This window comes from Bacillus sp. SRI_025 (assembly GCF_057592095.1).
Genome location: NZ_JBYEGB010000002.1, coordinates 128,071 through 148,196, shown reverse-complemented (window position 1 = coordinate 148,196; position 20,126 = coordinate 128,071). Strand labels below are relative to the sequence as shown.

At 41.0% G+C, this 20,126-nt stretch carries 20 protein-coding genes; 8 read left to right on the top strand and 12 right to left on the bottom strand.

Annotation, left to right across the window (positions count from 1 at the left end; genetic code table 11):
* Window positions 1-115: 115 nt before the first annotated feature.
* From argH to sppA, 10 genes are all read right to left on the bottom strand, one after another.
* Window positions 116-1,489 carry an argininosuccinate lyase gene (argH, locus tag AC20OE_RS05590; RefSeq protein ID WP_151284575.1) on the bottom strand — a complete coding sequence of 458 codons (1,374 nt, stop codon included), beginning with the start codon at window positions 1,487-1,489 and terminating at the stop codon, window positions 116-118.
* The gene (locus AC20OE_RS05585; RefSeq protein WP_024424806.1) at window positions 1,486-2,697 is read right to left on the bottom strand and encodes an argininosuccinate synthase; all 1,212 of its coding nucleotides are present in this window, start codon (window positions 2,695-2,697) and stop codon (window positions 1,486-1,488) included. Before AC20OE_RS05585 ends, argH begins: the two co-directional genes overlap by 4 nt.
* A 173-nt stretch (window positions 2,698-2,870) precedes the next feature.
* Complete coding sequence (locus AC20OE_RS05580) at window positions 2,871-3,386, bottom strand: MogA/MoaB family molybdenum cofactor biosynthesis protein (RefSeq protein WP_144494582.1); 516 nt, start codon at window positions 3,384-3,386, stop codon at window positions 2,871-2,873.
* Window positions 3,387-3,489: 103 nt separating this feature from the next.
* Window positions 3,490-4,674, bottom strand: a complete 1,185-nt coding sequence (locus AC20OE_RS05575; RefSeq protein WP_039180594.1) for an acetate kinase — start codon at window positions 4,672-4,674, stop codon at window positions 3,490-3,492.
* Window positions 4,675-5,086: 412 nt separating this feature from the next.
* Window positions 5,087-6,061 carry a class I SAM-dependent methyltransferase gene (locus tag AC20OE_RS05570; RefSeq protein WP_487268667.1) on the bottom strand — a complete coding sequence of 325 codons (975 nt, stop codon included), beginning with the start codon at window positions 6,059-6,061 and terminating at the stop codon, window positions 5,087-5,089.
* 88 nt (window positions 6,062-6,149) lie between these two features.
* Window positions 6,150-6,650, bottom strand: a complete 501-nt coding sequence (gene tpx / locus AC20OE_RS05565) for a thiol peroxidase (RefSeq protein ID WP_024424810.1) — start codon at window positions 6,648-6,650, stop codon at window positions 6,150-6,152.
* A gap of 112 nt (window positions 6,651-6,762) precedes the next feature.
* Window positions 6,763-7,215 (bottom strand): GerW family sporulation protein, encoded by a 453-nt coding sequence (gene ytfJ / locus AC20OE_RS05560; protein ID WP_024424811.1) that lies wholly within the window; start codon window positions 7,213-7,215, stop codon window positions 6,763-6,765.
* 14 nt (window positions 7,216-7,229) lie between these two features.
* Window positions 7,230-7,937: a DUF2953 domain-containing protein gene (locus AC20OE_RS05555; protein WP_059374780.1), complete on the bottom strand. Its 708-nt coding sequence runs from the start codon at window positions 7,935-7,937 to the stop codon at window positions 7,230-7,232.
* Between the two features lie 99 nt (window positions 7,938-8,036).
* The gene (locus AC20OE_RS05550) at window positions 8,037-8,561 is read right to left on the bottom strand and encodes an RDD family protein (RefSeq protein WP_041086612.1); all 525 of its coding nucleotides are present in this window, start codon (window positions 8,559-8,561) and stop codon (window positions 8,037-8,039) included.
* A 14-nt stretch (window positions 8,562-8,575) separates the two neighbouring features.
* Window positions 8,576-9,577, bottom strand: coding sequence for a signal peptide peptidase SppA (gene sppA, locus AC20OE_RS05545; protein ID WP_059374781.1), 1,002 nt, complete (start codon window positions 9,575-9,577; stop codon window positions 8,576-8,578).
* Between the two features lie 445 nt (window positions 9,578-10,022).
* On the opposite strand from sppA, the gene AC20OE_RS05540 reads away from it, so the two are divergent.
* The 8 genes from AC20OE_RS05540 to AC20OE_RS05505 all read left to right on the top strand — a co-directional run bounded on the left by AC20OE_RS05540 (window position 10,023) and on the right by AC20OE_RS05505 (window position 18,403).
* Complete coding sequence (locus AC20OE_RS05540; protein ID WP_024424814.1) at window positions 10,023-10,826, top strand: NAD kinase; 804 nt, start codon at window positions 10,023-10,025, stop codon at window positions 10,824-10,826.
* Window positions 10,827-10,944: 118 nt separating this feature from the next.
* Entirely contained in the window at window positions 10,945-12,387 is a 1,443-nt protein-coding gene (locus tag AC20OE_RS05535; protein WP_059374783.1) for a DEAD/DEAH box helicase, read from the top strand.
* Window positions 12,388-12,576: 189 nt separating this feature from the next.
* A complete protein-coding gene (gene desA / locus AC20OE_RS05530) occupies window positions 12,577-13,632 on the top strand; it encodes a Delta(5) desaturase DesA (RefSeq protein WP_039180608.1) in 1,056 nt (351 codons plus the stop codon).
* 110 nt (window positions 13,633-13,742) lie between these two features.
* Window positions 13,743-14,879, top strand: a complete 1,137-nt coding sequence (locus AC20OE_RS05525) for a sensor histidine kinase (protein WP_144464232.1) — start codon at window positions 13,743-13,745, stop codon at window positions 14,877-14,879.
* Window positions 14,876-15,475 carry a response regulator transcription factor gene (locus AC20OE_RS05520; protein WP_144491320.1) on the top strand — a complete coding sequence of 200 codons (600 nt, stop codon included), beginning with the start codon at window positions 14,876-14,878 and terminating at the stop codon, window positions 15,473-15,475. The genes AC20OE_RS05525 and AC20OE_RS05520 overlap by 4 nt, the downstream gene beginning before the upstream one ends.
* Window positions 15,476-15,675: 200 nt before the next feature.
* A complete protein-coding gene (locus AC20OE_RS05515) occupies window positions 15,676-16,599 on the top strand; it encodes an iron-hydroxamate ABC transporter substrate-binding protein (RefSeq protein ID WP_064497827.1) in 924 nt (307 codons plus the stop codon).
* Between the two features lie 110 nt (window positions 16,600-16,709).
* Complete coding sequence (locus AC20OE_RS05510; RefSeq protein ID WP_047203767.1) at window positions 16,710-17,399, top strand: response regulator transcription factor; 690 nt, start codon at window positions 16,710-16,712, stop codon at window positions 17,397-17,399.
* Entirely contained in the window at window positions 17,399-18,403 is a 1,005-nt protein-coding gene (locus AC20OE_RS05505; RefSeq protein WP_487268662.1) for a sensor histidine kinase, read from the top strand. The genes AC20OE_RS05510 and AC20OE_RS05505 overlap by 1 nt, the downstream gene beginning before the upstream one ends.
* A 61-nt stretch (window positions 18,404-18,464) precedes the next feature.
* Here AC20OE_RS05505 and AC20OE_RS05500 read toward each other — a convergent pair whose 3' ends face one another.
* Both AC20OE_RS05500 and AC20OE_RS05495 read right to left on the bottom strand, forming a co-directional pair.
* A complete protein-coding gene (locus AC20OE_RS05500; RefSeq protein WP_144464237.1) occupies window positions 18,465-19,718 on the bottom strand; it encodes an FtsW/RodA/SpoVE family cell cycle protein in 1,254 nt (417 codons plus the stop codon).
* Window positions 19,709-20,053, bottom strand: a complete 345-nt coding sequence (locus AC20OE_RS05495) for a PadR family transcriptional regulator (protein WP_073978742.1) — start codon at window positions 20,051-20,053, stop codon at window positions 19,709-19,711. Before AC20OE_RS05495 ends, AC20OE_RS05500 begins: the two co-directional genes overlap by 10 nt.
* Between the last annotated feature and the right edge of the window lie 73 nt (window positions 20,054-20,126).

Genomic DNA, 20,126 nt, shown 5'->3' with positions numbered 1-20,126 from the left:
GCTGTCACTCCCTCTTCTGCTTGACGCTGGTATGCTTTCATTTTCTCCAATGGTCATCAATCTCCTTTTTTCCATGACAAAAAAACCATCCGTATAAACGAATGGTTTTGATCAGTTATGCCAGACAGGCTTTTGCTTTTTCTAAAGCGAGCTGGATTTGTTTGAATCCAGTTCCGCCTGCACTTGTTCTTTTTTCAACCGCCACATACGGATCAAGAACAGTGTAAATGTCTTGTTCAAAAAGCTCGCTTGCTTCTGTAAAAGTTTCAAAAGGAAGATCACTTAAGTAGATGCCTTTTTGAATACATGTATACACAAGCTTGCCAACGATTTCGTGTGCTTCACGGAATGGCATGCCTTTTTTCGCAAGGTAGTCTGCCACTTCTGTCGCATTTGAGAAATCTTCTTTTGTTGCCTTTTTCATGACATCTTCGTTGACTGTCATCGTTTGAATCATACCTGTGAAGATTTGCAGGCTGCCAGCGATAGTTTTCACTGTATCAAACATGCCTTCTTTATCTTCTTGCAGATCTTTGTTATACGTAAGTGGCAAGCCTTTCATAATCGTGAGAAGCCCCATCAGGTTGCCATACACACGGCCTGTTTTTCCGCGGATTAATTCAGCCATATCGGGGTTTTTCTTCTGCGGCATCATGCTGCTGCCTGTTGCATACGTATCATCGAGTTCAATGAATTTGAATTCTTGTGAGCACCATAAAATGATTTCCTCACAAAAACGTGAGAGGTGCATCATCACAAGACTGCTATTAGACAAAAACTCTAAAATGAAGTCCCGATCACTCACACCATCAAGGCTGTTTTCGTAAATGTGATCAAAGCCAAGCTGCTCTGCAGTATATTCACGATCAATCGGGAATGTCGTTCCTGCTAACGCTCCGCATCCAAGCGGAGATACGTTAATTCGCTTCAATGAATCTTGAAAGCGCGCTTTGTCACGCTCAAGCATCCAAAAATAGGCGAGCATATGATGGGCAAACGAAATAGGCTGTGCACGCTGCAGGTGCGTATATCCTGGGAAAATCGTTTCAACGTGCTGTTCTGCCTTCTCTACAAGCACCGTTTGAAAGGAAGAGATCAGTTCAATGATATGCTCGACTTGGTTATTCAAATATAGGTGCATATCGGTTGCGACCTGATCATTCCGGCTTCTCGCTGTGTGCAATTTGCCGCCAAGCGGACCAATCTCATCAATGAGCATTTTTTCAAGGTTTAAATGAATGTCCTCATAATCTACTGAGAATTCCAGTTCATCCTCCTCTGCCTTTTTCATGAGCGTATTTAGTCCGTCTTTGATGGCAGCGGCCTCCTCATCACCGAGGATACCGCATTTATTCAGCATACTTGCATGAGCAAGGGAGCCGGTCAGATCTTCTTTCACTAATTGTTTGTCGAAATGAATGGACGCGCCAAACTCATCGACCCATTTTTCTGGTGTTTTTTGAAATCGGCCTCCCCAAAGCTTTTTCATGCTTTAACCTGCTCCTTTTTATTCACGATGCTGTTTACTTTTGTCGGTAAGCCCCAAAGGTTAATAAATCCTACAGCTGCATCATGATCAAATTCATCTGCTTTTGTATAAGTTGCGAGATTTTCATCATAAAGTGAATATGGTGATTTACGTCCTTCTACAATGGCATGGCCTTTAAATAGTTTCACACGTACAACACCTGTTACGTTTTGCTGTGTTTCTTGTAAGAATGCATCTAGTGCTTCTTTAAGCGGTGAGAACCATAAGCCGTTGTATATTAATTCAGCCATTTTTTGTTCCACGATTGGTTTAAAGTGTGCGACTTCTTTAACAAGCGTTAAGTCTTCAAGCTCTTTATGTGCTTTAAGAAGTGTGACTGCACCTGGGCACTCGTACACTTCACGAGATTTGATCCCAACAAGACGGTTTTCAACGTGATCGATTCTGCCAACACCATGCTGACCAGCGACTTCATTTAAATGAAGGATAAGATCAGATAATGAATACTGGATACCGTCAATCGCTGTCGGTTTTCCTTTTTCAAACGTGATTTCAATGATTTCTGGTGTGTCAGGTGTTTTTTCAAGTGGATTTGTCAGATCATATGCACCTTCTGGCGGCGCAGCCCAAGGATCTTCTAAAATGCCACATTCGTTACTTCTGCCCCAAAGGTTTTGGTCGATTGAATATGGGCTGTCTAAGTTAATCGGAATTGGAATACCATGTTTTTGTGCATAATCGATTTCCTCATCACGAGACCATTTCCATTCACGCACTGGCGCAAGAACTTCTAGATCTGGATTCAATGCTTTAATGGATACTTCAAAACGAACTTGGTCGTTCCCTTTTCCAGTACATCCATGAGCAACAGCTACTGCATTTTCTTTTTCTGCTACTTCCACTAATTTTTTTGCAATAAGCGGACGGGATAGTGCAGATACTAGTGGATATTTCCCTTCATACATTGTGTGTGCTTGTAATGCAGTGAGTGCAAACTCTTCAGCAAATTCTTCTTTTGCGTCAATCATGTATGATTGAACCGCTCCGACTTGAAGCGCTTTTTGTTGAACGAATGCCAAGTCTTTTCCTTCACCTACGTCAAGGCAGCAAGCAACAACTTCGTATCCTTGCTCTTGTAACCATTTAACTGCAACAGAGGTATCAAGACCTCCGGAATATGCTAATACAACTTTTTTATTTTGTGACATGATTGAAAAGCTCCTCTCGCTTGTTTTGATTCTGTGAATGTTTTTTGCATAAAAATAAGTTTTAATTTATAAACATGCATTTAGTATGTATACACTGTAACAAGGAAAAATTGTTTTTTCAACCCCTTTATGAAAAAAACTCTGCCAAATTTTCTTGGCAGAGTCATTTTGGGCTATTTTTGATCTTTTTCAAGCTCTCGTAAGACGTGAGGAAGCTCTGGAATCACGAGTTTTGTCATGGCTAAACGAACGGCTCCGGTAGATCCTGGCGTCGCAAAGACAGCCTTTTGATTGACGACCCCTGCCGCTGCCCGGGACAAGATAGCAGCTGAACCTATGTCTTCTGTATAGCTGAGCATTCGGAAGATTTCACCAAAGCCAGGCAGCTCCTTGGAAAAAAGAGGGGTAATCGCTTCAATGGTCACATCCCTTGCAGCAATTCCTGTTCCGCCATTTAACAAGACGGCATCTATTTTCGGTTCGCTTGTTCCTTCTAGCACAGCGTCTTGAATCAATCCAATATCATCTTTTACAATATCGTATGCAAGAACAAGATGTCCCTGTTCTTTGAGCAAATCAATCATCAGGCGCCCGCTTTTATCTGTTTCCTTCGTTCTTGTATCACTGACCGTAATGACCTTCACATAAAGCCTTTCTTTCGCCTCTCGTTTATGTTCTGTCACGCTCATTTTCCGCAACGCTCCCTTTTACTTCATTTTGGACAACATTATAGCATGCTGCTTTTAACAGAAAAAAGCTCTTTTCCTTATTGGAAAAGAGCTTTTCAAACTTTTACGCTAAACGCATAACGTCTCTTGCAATCATTACTTCTTCGTTTGTTGGGATGACGATCACTTTTACAGGAGAGTGCGGGTAGCTGATGAATGCTTCTTCGCCTCTCATGTTGTTTAGGGAAGGATCCCAGTAAACGCCCATGAATTCTAGACCACGAAGTACACGTGCTCTTACTTCTGAACTGTTTTCACCGATTCCAGCTGTGAAGATGATCGCATCTACGCCATTCATTCTTGCTGCATAAGAGCCGATGTATTTATGAATACGGCTCGCAAAAATATCAAGAGCAACTTCTGCACGGTCGTTTCCTTCTTCTGTTGCTTCTTCAATATCACGAAGGTCACTTGACAGACCAGACACACCTAAAAGACCACTCTTCTTATTCAAAGTAGAAAGCACTTCTTCAGCAGTATGTCCTGTTTTTTCCATAATGAATGGAATAAGAGCAGGGTCAATGTTACCTGAACGTGTACCCATTGCAACACCAGCAAGTGGTGTAAAGCCCATAGATGTATCGATTGATTTTCCGCCTTCAACTGCTGCGATACTCGCACCATTTCCAAGGTGGCAAGAAATCAAACGAAGCTCTTCTAGTGGACGGCCTAATAGCTCTGCTGCACGCTCTGTAACGAACTTGTGGCTTGTCCCGTGGAATCCGTATTTACGAATACCAAAGTTTTTGTAGTAGTCGTACGGAAGGCTGTATAGGTAAGACTGCTCTGGCATAGTTTGGTGGAACGCTGTATCGAACACAGCAATCGCTGGTACGTCAGGCAGAATTTGTTTGAATGCTTTGATTCCTACAACGTTTGCAGGGTTGTGAAGTGGTGCAAGCTCTGAAAGCTGATCAATGTCGTTAATCACTTCATCAGTTAAAAGTACAGAATCGCTGAATTTCTCTCCGCCGTGAACAACACGGTGTCCTACGCCATCAATTTCATTAAAGTCTTTGATGATGTGAAATTCAGTTAGTTTTTCAAGCAGCATTTTGACCGCTACTGCGTGATCTGGAATATCTGTCACTTCTGTTTTCTTTTCTCCATCTACAGAAATCGTGAAGATACTGTTGTCCATTCCGATTCTTTCAACAAGCCCTTTTGTTAAAACGGTTTCTTCTGGCATGTCGAACAATTGGAATTTAAGAGATGAGCTTCCTGCGTTGATTGCAATAATTTTGGACATTACTGTCGCTCCTTTTACTCAGTTGTTATATAAGGTTTCACGTTTTTTCCGGTGCTATATTCAACCTGTTTGACGGGTCTTTTATAGTTTAACGATAAGTCCGAAAAATATCTGACTTTTTCATTTAAACATTGAAAACTTTGCATTTCAAGTGCACCTTCAAACTGTTATCGCTTACATCAATAAGTCATTATTTTCTGAATAGTAAAATATCCAGATTATTGACAAAGAGCTAAAATGATTTTTATTTTAGCTCTTTGTTTTCTTTTCAGCGTGATAGAAAACCTTTGCAGCTCTAGGAAGGGCGAGCACCGGAGCAGAGCGAATTTGGGATTCGTGAGCACCGGAGCGCAGACCTGACAACGAATGCGAGGGTTTGTCTACACGCTGAAATAGCCAGAAATAACTCTGGCTATTCTTTCGTTTCTTTTTCTTCTATAAACCACTGGTCTAGTTTTCGCATCACACCGACCATTGCTTCCTTTTGTGAGAAAGATGGAAGATTGGCAAACAGCATTCGTTTTGGTGCTTCCAGCCCTTCTTTTTTCTTTTGCATCACAAATAAGCTTTTGGCGTGTTTTTTATCCTTAAACATGGACACTGGCAGCTGAATTAACGCATTCATATACGCATGGTCTTTAATGTAATCCTTTAATTGTACGCTCTCTTTTCCTTCAAACAAGTCGTTTGGAATGATGAAGAATAAGAAGCCGCCTTCTTTTGTGTAGCGGAGGCTTTGTTCAATGAATAAATAATGGGCAAAGGCATGTCCTTCTTTTGCCTGCAATTCAAAGTCTGCTGCACGCTCATCATTTGGATAATAGCCGACTGGCAGGCTGCATACAGTGACATCTGCCGGTGAGATCAGAAGCGGTTCAAGACTGTCCTGGTGGAAAAGCTCGACTTCTTTCTCCTCTAAATTCGCCTGGGCCCAAGCAATTTTAATGAGCACATCATCAATTTCAGACGCAAAGCCGCGCTTTGTTTCTGCAGTGAGATTGTTTAAAACCGCAAGAAGTAAGTTTCCTGTTCCCGCTGCTGGATCAAAGACAACAAGTTCTTTTTGACCTTCTAAAAATTTATTCACCAAATAGCTGACAAACAGTCCAATCGTATCTGGCGTCATCTGGCGATTTGGATGAGAAATATCCTTTTGACCTTTCAATACGGCGAGCTGAAACGCTTTACGAATCTGCTCATGATCATAAGAAGCAAAATCTGCTTTCTCTATTAAATCCTTTAATAAACCGTTTCGATCATTTGCTTGGAAAAAGGCTTCTCCTGCTTCTGCCAATGCCTCAATATAGGAAATGCTCTGTTCCTTTTTCAATCGAATAGAAGCTGTATCGAGCAGTTCAAAAATAGTACTTACTTGATCTTTCTGCAATGCTTTTCTCTCCTCGCTTTGTTAAAAGCTATATGTTCTCATTGAAAAGAGCCCCAGGTTGAAGCCGGAGCTCTTGTCGATGCTGCTTTTATAACAGTGATTTTGCAGCTTCAATGGCTTTTTCATAATTTGGGTGATTCGTTGCTTCACTTACGTATTCAGTGTAAACCACTTTTCCGTTAGGGTCTAATACAAAGACTGCGCGCGCCAATAAACGCAATTCTTTCATATACACTCCGAATGCTTCACCAAATGACATATCTCTGTGATCAGATAATGTTTCGACATTTTCAATTCCGTTTGCTCCGCACCAGCGTGCTTGTGCAAATGGAAGGTCTGCACTAATCGTATAAATATTGACCGGACCTAAACCCGCTGCCTCTTCATTGAAACGTCTTGTTTGTGCGTCACACACACCTGTATCAATAGAAGGAATCACTGAGATGATCGTCACTTTTCCTGCTAAATCAGAAAGTGAAACTTCTCCAAGTGAGTTCGTTAAAACCGTAAAATCAGGAGCCTGCTCGCCTACTTTTACTTCATTTCCTACAAGCGTGACAGGACTTCCTTTAAATGTGATCGATGCCAAAACAATTCCTCCCTTTTCAAATGTATGGTTCTATCATAGTAGAGAAAGCAAAAAACTGCAAAGCCTAATCGTCCATTTTGAAAAAAAAGTTAACTGCAGCGCAGCTAACTTTTTAAAGGTCTATGTCATCTAGTTTTCGTTCTTTATGACGGTGCTCCCGCTCATCCTTCTTAAACATGTGCTGAAGACGTTCAATTGCTTGAGGAGCAGAATCCAATATTTTATCGAGCAGATGTGTGTGTTCATCCAAATGAAGCATTCGAACTCCGTTTGTTCCTACAATTAAGAAGGCAATTGGTGTAATCGATACCCCGCCGCCGCTTCCGCCGCCAAATGGGAGTCTCGGTTCTTTTCGTTCTTGATCATCAGAACGCTTTTCCTTCTTTTGGTTCCCGTTAAATTCACTGCCGCCGGCTGCAAATCCAAAACCAACCTTTGACACAGTGAGAATGACACTGCCGTCAGGGGTTTCGACTGGATCGCCGATGATTGTATTCACATCTATCATTTCTTTTAAGTTTTCCATCGCTGTCTTCATGAGACCTTGGATTGGATGATCTGCCATTTTCGGGTTCCTCCTTAAACAGATGATTCATTCTTCGTTGCTTGAAGAGAGGCACTTTTTCTCGCCTTTCTCCCTTTTAACCAATGGACAAGTAAACGAATGGCTGCAAGCATAGCATGTCCAATACGAAAATAAGCTATACATGTAAACTGAGTCTGCGATACGTTGTGCTGAAAGGCCGGAATGACTTCATATACAGGTTTATGCTTAAAGGTGAGATGCTCCTGCATAAAGGCAAGCAGCGCTCCTTTAACTGACCACACACCGCCGGCTGCTACACCTGTTAAAGCGGCGTCATGAAAGCCGATCCATGTCGACCAGTGAAATGAGACAACCCTTATGTGAATGAAGAACTTGCGCATGATCCGGTTTAAATCGACAATCTCTTTTGTGATGCGCTCCATTTGATGAAGGATTTGCTTCATATCACGTTTTCCTACTTTTTTATGCATCGATTCTTTTTCGTGATCAGGGGTTTTGGCGCTTTCCATTTTCTTTTCACGAATATCAATCGTTTGGTCTTCTGGATTGACCCTCACCATCGGAATCTCTTTTTTGAGTCTGATCAATCCATATAAGGTGATGACCTTCAGTGCAATATGGTCATTGTCGTTTGTATGCGAATAGTCCAGCGAAATGGTTACTTTCATGAAAATCAACAAGATCACAAGAAACAACAACGCTGCGATCCAAACGTAAAGCACTGTGCTCACTTCCTCCATAACAAATGATGCTTCCCCTACGATTATGGCTCTCATTCTGGATTTTATACCCAATCAACAAAAAAAGAGTTTGACCAGTACGCGGCCAAACTCCTCTGATTATACGTTTGATTCTGTTTTTTCATATAAATGTTCATGGACGACCACTGTATCAGCAAAGTAATCATGAACCCCTTGCTTTTTCGGCGAGAACCCAACGATTGCATAGAGAACAAAGATCGTATTAATGTAGCGTCCCACAATCTCTCTAAAGAAAATAACATCCCATGCCAGCTTCTTCTCAGGCTGAAGTGAGACCACTTTAATCCCAAACACCATCTTGCCGAGTGTTTGTTGAAAGATTTTCGTCATGATGGCGAAATAAAGGAGGAATACAATCGTCGTTGTGACGGAAAATGGAGAAAACCATCCCCCTCCTTTGGACCAACCAAACAGACTAAAGATTGGAGAAACCGTCAAATGGTTGACACCCCAGACGACGAGCCAATCAAGAATAAACGCCCAAAATCTAATCCAAAAACCTGCAAACGCCTGTGCTTCAATTGAAGCGCGCTTCACAAAGGCCGGCTTCGATTCTTCCTCTTGGCTGCGGCTTTCGCTTACTTCATCGAATGTAGAATCCATCTATGATCCCTCCTTTATTTTGAATAGAGATACATCGGTTTAGACCCATTTGAGCCAGCCAGTGTTTCTTTTAAATTCAGAAAATCAATTTCGCTTTTAAAGAGCTTGCTTGCACTCATGTTGAAGAGAGAGTTCCAGCCAAAGCTTTGAGAATAGCTGACCACTGTTGCTCCTTTTAAGCCTTTTTCATTTTTCTTCATCGCTTTTAATGCATCTTCATAATACCCAAGCTCATCGACTAATCCGTTCGATTTTGCCTGTGTCCCGTCATATACTCGGCCGTCAGCAATTTTCTTGACTTCCTTTTTTGACATGCCTCGTCCTTCAGAGATCACTTTGACAAATCCTTCGTAAGAGTTATCGACCATGCTTTGCATGATATTACGCTCATCTTTTGTCATATCACGGTTAGGAGACATGATGTCTTTGAACTTCCCGCTCTTAATCGTTTCATATTTAATGCCCAAATTATCTGCCAGCTTTGAATAATTCAAGCTTTGCATAATAACACCAAGTGATCCTGTTAATGTTTCAGGTGAAGCAAAGATTTTCTTCGCTGGAGTTGACACGTAGTAGCCGCCAGAAGCTGCCATTGAGCCCATAGATACGTAAATCGGCTTCTTCGCTTTTTTCACTTCTTCTAATTTTTTATGTATTTCAGCACTTTCATAGACACCGCCACCAGGAGAGTTAACGCGCAGCAGTACGCCTTTTACCGAAGCATCCTCTTTCGCTTTATCTAGTTCCTTGAGGAATGCACGATGATCATACCCTTCTCCGCCTAGTAGGCTCGAGGCGCCGCCATTATCTTGAATGGTTCCATTAATCTCAAGAACAGCAATCTTGCCTGCACCGCTGCCATTCTCTAGTACCTTCTCTTCTATTTCATCCCCAAATTGATAGCTCATTTTATTGTCATTGAAGCTATCGAACAAGGCCATCGTGACACTAATCACAATTGAAAATCCGAAAACACCAAGTGCAATAATTAGCGCTACCCATCTTTTCGCATTCATCTTTTTCTCCTCCTTTTTGTCTCACTTCATTCATACGAATGCCCACATGAAATGTTTCACAGGAATTGTGGTTTTTTTACATTTCATGTAGGCATATGATAGCACCTCTCTTAAATAACGATCAACTTTACATCGTCTACGTAGACAAGCGCATGACGAAAAATTGGCTTTTTTATCCTCTCTCTGCACCTAATAGGCTAGATCTTCACCGCAACGAAACACCTAAACCATTCTTTCATGAGAAAACGGCTATTCAATTATGCTCAGGATTCAGCCATTTTGAATCACTCACATCGACTCATTTCTCATCATGCAAATCTGATCATTAGATGTTCTCTCTAATGTTTTTACTTTCATATGAAAAAAGTGTAAAATGTGAGCAAGGGTTTTCATGTAAGCCCTTTATCATTGGAAATTATTTTTGACAGCAAAGGGGAGAACGTCAATGACAGACAATCGACGCAATGTATTTTTCTTTTACAAAAAAGATCATGAATTGGATGGACACATTTCTTCTCTCGAGAAGCTCGCTACCGATCAAGGCTTTCACGTCGTCAAGCGTGCAGAGGATGCCCATATTATTGCTTCAATTGGTGGGGATGGCACATTTCTTCAAGCAGTCCGCAAAACGAACTTCCGGGATGACTGCTTGTATGTAGGGGTATCAAAATCAGAGAATACGCACCTATACTGTGATTTCTCGTTAGAGCATTTTGATAAAATGATTGATGCCATGAACACTGAACAGCTTGAAGTGAGAAAATATCCGATCATCGATGTAAGCGTTGACAGTACAAATCAGTTCCATTGCTTAAATGAACTGTCGATCCGCTCCAGCATTATTAAAACATTTGTGATCGATGTGTATATAGATGATTTCCACTTTGAAACTTTTAGAGGCGACGGCATGATTATTTCCACTCCGACTGGCTCAACGGCTTACAATAAATCCGTGAGCGGCGCAGTGGTTGATCCGATGCTTCCATGTATGCAAGTCACAGAGCTTGCATCGCTGAATAACAACTCGTATCGTACATTAGGTGCTCCTTTCATCTTAAGCAGTGACCGCAAGCTGACGCTGAAGGTGGTGCAGGATGGAAACGATCATCCAATTATCGGGCTTGATAACGAAGCGCTCGGCACAAAACACGTCAAACAAATTGACATTGGCCTTTCAGGAAAAGTGATTAAAACGGTGAAATTAAAAGACAACTCTTACTGGGAAAAAGTAAAACGCAGATTCCTTTAATCTTTCAGATTATTGAGGGTTTAAAGCTCCTTTATGGGGCTTTTTTTTATGTCTTTTCATTCACGGTCATGGTTATGGTATGATGTCACAAGTATGAATGTACGAAAAGGAGAACACGATGACATTACAACACTTTGATCAATATCCATTAAGTGATGAATTGAAACAAGCGCTAGAAGCGCTTCACTTCCATACACCTACACCCGTTCAGCACGAGACATTATCTGTTGCTTTTTCAAAGCAGGATTTAATCGTCAAATCTCAGACTGGCAGTGGCAAGACTGCAGCATATGGTCTGCCGATTTGTGAAATGGTTGATTGGGCTGAAAATAAGCCTCAAGCCCTTATCCTCGTTCCGACACGAGAACTCGCCATGCAGGTCAAACAAGACCTCACAAGCCTTGGACGATTCAAACGAATCAAAGCCGCAGCCATTTTTGGAAAAGCCTCTTTTCAAGCGCAGAAAGTAGAGCTTTCACAGAAAAATCATATTGTGTGCGGGACACCAGGCCGCATTTTGGATCACCTTGAGAAAGGCACCCTTTCTTTAGAAAATCTCAAATTTTTCGTGTTAGATGAAGCGGATGAAATGCTGAACATGGGATTTATCGATCAGGTTTCTTCTATTATTCAGTATCTGCCGCCAAAGCGCATGTCGATGCTATTTTCAGCGACAATGTCTGAAGATATGAAGAAATTGAGCGAACAATTTTTACAATCACCGAAAATCATTGAGATCGCACGTGAAGAAACGTCTGTACAGCAAATCACCCATACCGTAATTGAAACAGAAGAGGAATCGAAATTCTCCCTTCTTCAGCGGACGATCGTCATTGAAAATCCAGATAGCTGCATTATTTTCTGTAATACACAGGACCGGGTGAATGAACTCACGATGAAGCTGGATGAATGGGATGTGCCCTGTGACAAAATTCACGGCGGCATGAGACAGGAAGACCGCTTTGATGTGATGGATGAATTTAAAAAAGGTGAATTCCGTTATCTGATCGCAACAGATATAGCAGCCCGGGGAATTGATGTCAGTGATATGACACATGTCATTCATTATGATCTTCCTTATGAAAAAGAGCGCTATATTCACCGAACTGGTAGAACAGGCAGAGCGGGAAAAAGCGGAAAAACGATTGCGTTTATGACAAAGAATGCTAAGCCGCTTATTGATGAATTAAAGCAGGATGCCGGCATAGATTTTCAAACTCAGCCTTATCCAACGAAGGAAGAAGCAGAGAAGCATGTAGAAAGCTTTGAAGAAAAGATTGAAACGCCTGTTCAAAAGGAAAATAAACAGGCAGGCGTTGAGAAGGATATTATGAAGCTTTATTTTAACGGCGGAAAGAAAAAGAAGCTGCGAGCTGTTGATTTCGTTGGGACCATTGCCAAAATAGATGGCGTTGCATTCGATGACATTGGGATTATTACGATTCAAGACACGAAAACATATGTAGATATTTTAAACGGCAAAGGTCCTCTTGTGCTGAATGCCATGCGCCACACAACCATTAAAGGCAAGCAGTTAAAAGTACATGAAGCACGTTCATAAAAAGTAAAGGCTCAGCGCCTTTACTTTTTTATTGATGATGTAATAAGCGCACAAACGTTGATCCCATCAGCCTTTTTGATGACAAACATGACAAATGTCATATTGAATACATGATGGGTGCTACTATGAGCATGACACTTTTCCTTCTATACTTTGAAGTAGAAAGAAACGGAAAGGACTTGAACGTTCATGACGACTTCAACAAACACACAGCAGCAAGCTACTTTAAGAAAACAAGTGGGTCAATTCTCTGGTGCTGATTCGAAAAAAAGTATCATTCAACTCTTTAATACATTCATTCCATTTTTAGGGCTTTGGTTTCTTGCCTATTACAGCCTGAATATCTCCTACCTTTTAACCCTCTTCTTTGCGGTTATTGCAGCTGGGTTTTTAGTACGTGTCTTTATTATTTTTCACGACTGCTGCCATCAATCCTTTTTTAAACAGAAGCCGCTAAATCACCTGTTCGGTTTTTTAACGGGCGTACTCACCCTTTTCCCTTATCTTCAATGGCAACGAGATCATTCAATTCACCATGCCACAAGCAGCAATTTAGACAAACGAGGTACTGGTGACATTTGGCTCCTAACAGTCAAAGAATATCAAGAAGCATCAGCATGGACGAAATTTCGCTACAGATTTTATCGTAACCCTTTTGTGATGTTTATTTTAGGACCGATCTTTGTTTTTCTCTTAAAAAACCGTTTCAACGTCAAAAATGCTCGTAAAAAAGAGCGTTGGAACACGTATTTCACAAACGTGAGCATCATTGCGTTAGCAGCCGTAACATGTCTTCTTTTTGGCTGGCAGGAATTCCTGCTTGTTCAAGGTCCGATCTTCCTAATCTCAGGATCTATCGGTGTATGGTTGTTTTATGTACAGCATACGTTTGAGGACTCTTACTTTGAAGCAGATGAACATTGGAACTATGTGCAGGCAGCTGTAGAAGGCAGTTCTTTTTACAAATTGCCAAAGCTTCTTCAATGGTTAACAGGTAATATCGGTTACCATCATGTTCATCATTTAAGCCCAAGAGTACCGAATTATCATTTAGAGCATGCTCATGAGCAAAGTGAACCGTTGCAAAATGTCCCAACTATTACATTGAAAACAAGTATTGAATCCATGAAATTTAGATTATGGGATGAAGAAACGAAAGCATTCGTTACCTTCAAAGAGGCAAGGCAATCTAAGAAGATGAACGTCCCTGTTATCAAAGGAGACATTCTGAAGAAAAATGCATAATTGGTTCAAGCTCTTTCTTACACTAGAAGGAGCTTGTTATCATTTACAGGATGCAGCCGCATGTTGAATTTGATAAAGTAAGGAAAAAGAATGAAAAAGGTGGCACACGGATGAAAAAACAGTTTAAAATTCAAAAATTGCATGGGATTTCCCCTTATATATGGGCCATTTTTTTCATCCTGCCCTTCTATTTTATCTTTAAGACACCTTCGACTTTAGGTATTGTCATCGGCATTATTTTGAACGTCGTCTTTTTCGCTGTGTATCGTTTTGCCTTTGTCGCAAAAGGCTGGTCTTTATATGTCTTCGGTCTTTTATTGATCGGTATTTCAACTGGTTATGTGATGCTCTACAGCTATATTTATTTCGCTTTTTGCATCGCCTATTTTAACGGACATATCAAACGAAAAGTCCCCTTTTATATCTTGTACTATATCCATCTGGCGAGCGCCGCCGTGGCAGTGAACTTTAGTTTGATCTTAAAAAAGGGCTGGTTTCTCACACAAATTCCTTTTGTCGTCATTACCCTGATTAGTGCCATTCTTCTTCCACTTAGCATTCGAAGCAGGAAGGAACGTGAACGGCTTGAGGAGAAATTAGAATATGCCAATGAACGGATTGCTGATCTTGTGAAACTTGAAGAAAGGCAGCGCATTGCTCGCGACCTGCATGACACCCTTGGACAAAAGCTTTCTTTGATCGGTTTAAAAAGTGATCTTGCCCGTAAACTCGTGTATAAAGACCCTGAACAGGCTCGTGCCGAACTCAAAAGCGTCCAGCAGACTGCCAGAACGTCTCTCAATGAGGTGCGAAAGATTGTTTCCTCTATGAAAGGCATTCGAATTAAAGATGAAATGTCGAACATCGAGCAAATTCTCGAAGCAGCCGGAATTGAATTGGTCTATGATGAAAAGGAAGCACCGAAACATATCTCACTTCTGAACGAAAACATTGTGAGCATGTGCATCAAAGAGGCGGTGACGAATGTCGTCAAACATAGTGACGCGACGGTTTGTAAAATCACCATTCACCAAAAATCAAAGGAAGCGATCATCACCGTTGAGGACGATGGAACATTTAAAGGCGACTATCCGCCCACTCAATCGAAGGGTCACGGCCTTTTAGGAATAAGAGAAAGATTGGAATTTGCAAATGGCCGCCTGCGTATTGAGACAAAGGATGGGACAAAGCTCATTATGATCATTCCAAATGATTCAGCTGCAAAAGAAAAGGAGGGGATGAAATGATCAACATCTTTATCGCAGAAGATCAGCAAATGCTGCTTGGTGCACTCGGTTCACTTCTCGATTTAGAAGACGATATGACGGTGGTTGGGAAAGGGACGAATGGTCAAGATGCCATCGATTTTGCCAAAAAACACCCTGTTGATATTTGCTTAATGGATATTGAAATGCCGGGAAAATCTGGACTTGATGCAGCGGAAGAGCTCAAAGGATCAGATGTGAAAATCATCATTTTGACGACCTTTGCCCGCTCTGGTTATTTCCAAAGAGCGTTAAAAGCTGGCGTCAGCGGCTATATGCTGAAAGACAGTCCAAGCGAGGAGCTGGCAAGTGCGATTCGCAGTGTGATGAAAGGGAAAAAGGTGTATGCCCCTGAATTGATGGAAGACTTATATAGTGATGAAAATCCTTTAACGGAGCGAGAGAAATCGGTCCTTGAACTCGTCGCAGACGGTAAAAACACAAAAGAAATTGCAAAAGAACTGAGCATTAAAAGCGGCACTGTCCGGAACTATATTTCCATTATTTTAGATAAGCTAGAAGTGAAGAACCGCATCGAGGCCATTACCCGCTCAAAAGAAAAAGGCTGGTTTAAATAAGAAAAAAGATCAGGACACACGCTGCCTTGATCTTTTTTTTTGATAAAAAATCTCTTCTTTATTTTTTATCACCAGCTATCAAAATGTCATTGACAACAGCCCACAGTCCTATGATATGATATCCGAGTGATAATAATTATCATTATCACTAATTCAACCAAATATACGGCTATGTGCCGATTTCAAAGGAGTCTACATTCATGAAGAAAATATTGTTCCCTCTGATGCTCATCTTTGTACTTGCATTGAGCGCATGTGGCAATAGCAGCAGCTCTTCCTCAAATAAAGGAAATCAATCAACATCATCATCAGACAAAATTACATATCAATCTGAAAATGGCCCTGTGAAGCTGCCAGCGCATCCAAAACGTGTTGTTGTTCTAGGTTCTTACGCAGGTAGTGTCATGTCACTTGGTGTGAACATCGTTGGCGTTGACTCTTGGTCCAAAAAGAACCCTCGCTTCCAAAAAGAATTAAAAAATGTGGAAGAAGTATCGGATGCTAATGTAGAGAAAATTATGAAGCTAAAACCTGATGTCATCATTGGCTTAAGCAATACTAAAAATGTAGAAAAACTCAAAAAAATCGCACCAACCGTTTTGTTTACGTATAACAAAGTCGATTACCTTCAGCAGCACATTGAAATTGGAAAAGTGTTAAACAAAGAAAAAGAAGCCAAAGCTTGGGTAAAAGATTTCAAAAAACGTGCAGATGAAGCCGGAAAAGAAATCAAAGCAAAAATCGGTAAAGATGCAACAGTTTCTGTCTTTGAAAGTGGCACAAAAGAGCTCTACGTCTTTGGAGATGCATGGGGCCGCGGAACAGAAATCCTCTACCAGGAAATGAAACTGAAAATGCCTGAGAAAGTGAAAGAAAAAGCATTAAAAGCCGGCTACTATGCAGTTTCACAGGAGGTCATTCCTGAATTTGCTGGAGATTATATGATCATTAGTAAAAACAGCGAAATGGACAATTCCTATCAAAATAGTAAAATTTACAAGTCCATCCCAGCTGTCAAAAAACATCGTGTGTATGAGGCCAATGCAGAAGAATTCTATTTTAATGACCCGATCACACTTGAATACCAACTCTCATTCTTTAAAAAGCACTTTTTAGGTAAATAAAGCTGAAGCAAGGGATCTCTTCCCTTGCTTTTTTCTTGTCTACTTCTAGCGGCATGGTCCTTTTTCCGCTACAATGACAACAAGCGAATACAAAAAGTGTGGTGCTGATTTTGTTTAAGATTTTACTAATTGAAGATGATACAACCCTCTTCCAAGAAATCAAAGAACGTCTAGTCAACTGGTCCTATGATGTTTATGGGATTCAAGATTTTCATCAGGTGCTGCAGGAATTCACGTCTGTCCAGCCTGATCTCGTCATTATTGATATACAGCTGCCAAAATACGATGGCTTTCACTGGTGCCGGATGATTCGGCATCATTCAAATGTTCCAATCATCTTCCTCTCCTCAAGAGACCACCCTGCTGATATGGTCATGTCGATGCAGCTCGGAGCCGATGATTTTGTGCAAAAGCCCTTCCACTTTGACGTGCTCATTGCCAAAATTAATGCTGTTCTTCGCCGCGTGCATGATTATAATGCAGAGCCGGCCAGCCTAAAGGTGTGGTGCGGCGCTGCCATTGACCTAGAAAAAAACACCGTTACAAATGATCACGGTGAGGTTGAATTAACAAAAAATGAGTTATTTATTCTCAAGGAATTGATTCAGCATAAAAATCATATCGTCAGCCGGGAATCACTCATTCAAGCATTGTGGGAGGATGAACGGTTTGTCAGTGACAATACACTGACTGTAAACGTCAACCGGCTCAGAAAAAAACTAGACGAGATCTCCCTTGGCGCCTTCATTGAGACAAAAGTGGGTCAAGGCTATCTTGCAAAAGAAAAGGATGATCAATGATGCTGCAGGCATTTCTAAAAGAACGAAGAAGCTGGATTCTTTTCTTTCTTAGTTTGCAGCTCCTCATTCTATTTGTTGCTTATTTGGATACGACCATTCCCATCGCTTCTCTTTTCTATATTGTGATATTGTCTACGTTTCTCATGATTGTCTTTCTCTTTGTTCGATACCGAAAAGAAACAGCTTATTATGAGAGGTTGAAAGAATGGGATGATGACATTGAACATCAAATGCGGCTAACCCCCTCTTCCCCATTTGAGCAGCTCATACATGATGCGACGTCAGAGCAAATTGCACGCTACCGGCGGATGGCAGCAGAGCAGAAGATCGCTCTTGAAGAAGAAAAAGATGAATTGCTCTCTTGGATACATGAGGTCAAAACCCCCCTTACAGCGATGCGCTTAATGATTGACCGCTTAACAGATCAGCAGCTGAAATCCAATATGACATACGAGTGGCTCAGAATACATTTATTACTTGATGCCCAGCTGCACCAAAGCAGAGTACGTCATATCGAAAATGATTTATTCATTGAAAAGCTGGACCTGCAAAGCATCATCGCAAAGGAAATCAAAGCGCTCCAATCATGGTGCATGCAAAAAGGAATCGGCTTTGAGCTGGCGCTGGGGGAACGGACCGTATTAAGTGATATAAAATGGTTATCCTTTATGATCAGACAGGTACTCACAAATGCAGTCAAATACAGCCATTCATCCGATATTGTCATTGAAAGCAAGCAAATTAATGACCAAGTCATACTGACGATCACAGATCAAGGCAGAGGAATTGATTCAAGAGACATCTCTCGTATTTTTGAAAAAGGCTTTACCTCGACAAGACATCACAATGACACCGCCTCAACAGGAATGGGGCTCTATTTAACGAAAAAAGGAGCAGACGCTCTTCATATCACGATCGAGGTCAGCTCCACGATAGATCAAGGTACAACCTTCACCTTCACCTTTCCGAAAAAGAATGATTTTGTTCATATTGCGAGCATGTAAAAAGCAATCGCAATCTCTTCGCGGCTGTCAAAACTTGCGCGAAGAGATTGAGGTGGCTTACTTAGGAAATACTTCCCGCTTCTTTGCGAAAAACATTTCCCATCTGTCTCCGTCTATAAATACTTAAGATCAGCCCAACAGCCATCATTTCTAGGAGAATATGTGAACCTCCATAGCTCATGAAAGGTATAGACACTCCAGGTAATGGCAGCAAGCCAAAGTTTGTGAAAATGCTTAACAGATATTTTGCTGCAAACACAGCCGCTAAACCTGTCATGACCATTTTGCCATAAGCCATTTTCACTCGTTTTGCTGTACGAAATACTCTGTGAATAAAGATGACAAACAACAGGAGCGCAATGAGCCCTGCCAACCAGCCAAATGAATAAATGATATATGTAAACATCCAATCCGTGTGAACCTCAGACATGGCATAAGGTGTGATCTGAAGCCCGTTTGAGCTGAATTCATGAACTTTGAAAAAGGAACGGTGTCTATCTGCTTGAAAAAGAGAAAACACTTCAAACATTAGATATAACACGCCTGTTGCCGTCAGCAGAATGATTTGCTTATAATTTGCGCTAGACACATACATCACGGTTAAGCACATGACCAGACAGATAACGGTCGCAGGAAGAAAACCAATCGTACTGATTAAAATAATCGGTAAAGCCATCATCCCTACTCCAAGCCAAGCTCTGTACGCATTCTCCCAATTCCAATTGTGAAAGATACCTGCTAAAGAAATAGCTAGAAGAAAAGGCATAATCTCAGTCAAATTTATTGATACATCACGTATTCTTAAAAAAAGAATACCGTTCACTCTTGACCCGAACATCATCGAAAAAATCAGCATTCCGAGTGTCCCAATGTATAAATGCCAAGAGTATTTCAATAAGCGCCGATAATCGAAGGAAAACAAACCAAACATAAGCACTAAACCTACCAGATAAAAGGCAAGGCTTTTATAAAAAATGTTCATGTTTTGAAGATTTGTAAAATCTGAATGAAACTGTAAAAAGTACATCACAAGCAGCCCGCAAGAACAAGTGGCTAGCACTAGAAGAATCATCTTAAAATCGATTTGGACTTTATGTGTTTCGTGAAGCTGCGTTCCGAGAATTTCCGCATCACCAATTTGGTCCAACGCTTGCTCTACCGCCTCTTCTTCAGACATCCCAGCATTCATTGCTTCCTCTTTTAGCGTGTATAGATGATCCATCAGCTCAAGCTTTACACTCGAATGAACATCTTTATTTTTAATTCGTTTACATACACTTTTGACATACTTCTCGAACTTTTTATCTAATCCCATGCGATTTTCTCTCCGTTCAAAACGCCATCAACTGCTTGTTTGAATACGTTCCATTCTTCTTTCTTTTCCTGTATCAATGCTTTCCCTTGTTCATTTATTTTGTAATACTTTCTTTTCCGGTTGCCATTCCCTTCGCCCCAATAAGAGACAATGAATTCTTTCCCCTCCAAATTGTGCAAAATAGGATAGATTGTTCCTTCTTTAAAGCTGAAAATCCCTTCCGATTTCGTCTCTAATTCTTTAATCATTTCATATCCATACATCGGTCTTTCATTTAATAAGCTTAAAATAAGGGTAGCTGTACTTCCCTTTAGAAGCTCTTTACTCACTTTCATTCTTAGTTACCTCCAATACATAGATTTACTATGCATTTATTTAATATGCATATCATACATGAATAAAATGGCC

Bases quoted from the DNA above. Each gene is read 5' to 3' on its own strand.
- argH (WP_151284575.1), bottom strand. From the start codon at position 1,489: ATGAAAAAGCTTTGGGGAGGCCGATTTCAAAAAACACCAGAAAAATGG.
- AC20OE_RS05585 (WP_024424806.1), bottom strand. From the start codon at position 2,697: ATGTCACAAAATAAAAAAGTTGTATTAGCATATTCCGGAGGTCTTGAT.
- AC20OE_RS05580 (WP_144494582.1), bottom strand. From the start codon at position 3,386: ATGAGCGTGACAGAACATAAACGAGAGGCGAAAGAAAGGCTTTATGTG.
- AC20OE_RS05575 (WP_039180594.1), bottom strand. From the start codon at position 4,674: ATGTCCAAAATTATTGCAATCAACGCAGGAAGCTCATCTCTTAAATTC.
- ytfJ (WP_024424811.1), bottom strand. From the start codon at position 7,215: ATGGCAGATCATCCAATCCAAGGTCTCATGAAGACAGCGATGGAAAAC.
- AC20OE_RS05555 (WP_059374780.1), bottom strand. From the start codon at position 7,937: ATGGAGGAAGTGAGCACAGTGCTTTACGTTTGGATCGCAGCGTTGTTG.
- AC20OE_RS05550 (WP_041086612.1), bottom strand. From the start codon at position 8,561: ATGGATTCTACATTCGATGAAGTAAGCGAAAGCCGCAGCCAAGAGGAA.
- sppA (WP_059374781.1), bottom strand. From the start codon at position 9,577: ATGAATGCGAAAAGATGGGTAGCGCTAATTATTGCACTTGGTGTTTTC.
- AC20OE_RS05540 (WP_024424814.1), top strand. From the start codon at position 10,023: ATGACAGACAATCGACGCAATGTATTTTTCTTTTACAAAAAAGATCAT.
- AC20OE_RS05535 (WP_059374783.1), top strand. From the start codon at position 10,945: ATGACATTACAACACTTTGATCAATATCCATTAAGTGATGAATTGAAA.
- desA (WP_039180608.1), top strand. From the start codon at position 12,577: ATGACGACTTCAACAAACACACAGCAGCAAGCTACTTTAAGAAAACAA.
- AC20OE_RS05525 (WP_144464232.1), top strand. From the start codon at position 13,743: ATGAAAAAACAGTTTAAAATTCAAAAATTGCATGGGATTTCCCCTTAT.
- AC20OE_RS05520 (WP_144491320.1), top strand. From the start codon at position 14,876: ATGATCAACATCTTTATCGCAGAAGATCAGCAAATGCTGCTTGGTGCA.
- AC20OE_RS05515 (WP_064497827.1), top strand. From the start codon at position 15,676: ATGAAGAAAATATTGTTCCCTCTGATGCTCATCTTTGTACTTGCATTG.
- AC20OE_RS05505 (WP_487268662.1), top strand. From the start codon at position 17,399: ATGCTGCAGGCATTTCTAAAAGAACGAAGAAGCTGGATTCTTTTCTTT.
- AC20OE_RS05500 (WP_144464237.1), bottom strand. From the start codon at position 19,718: ATGGGATTAGATAAAAAGTTCGAGAAGTATGTCAAAAGTGTATGTAAA.
- AC20OE_RS05495 (WP_073978742.1), bottom strand. From the start codon at position 20,053: ATGAAAGTGAGTAAAGAGCTTCTAAAGGGAAGTACAGCTACCCTTATT.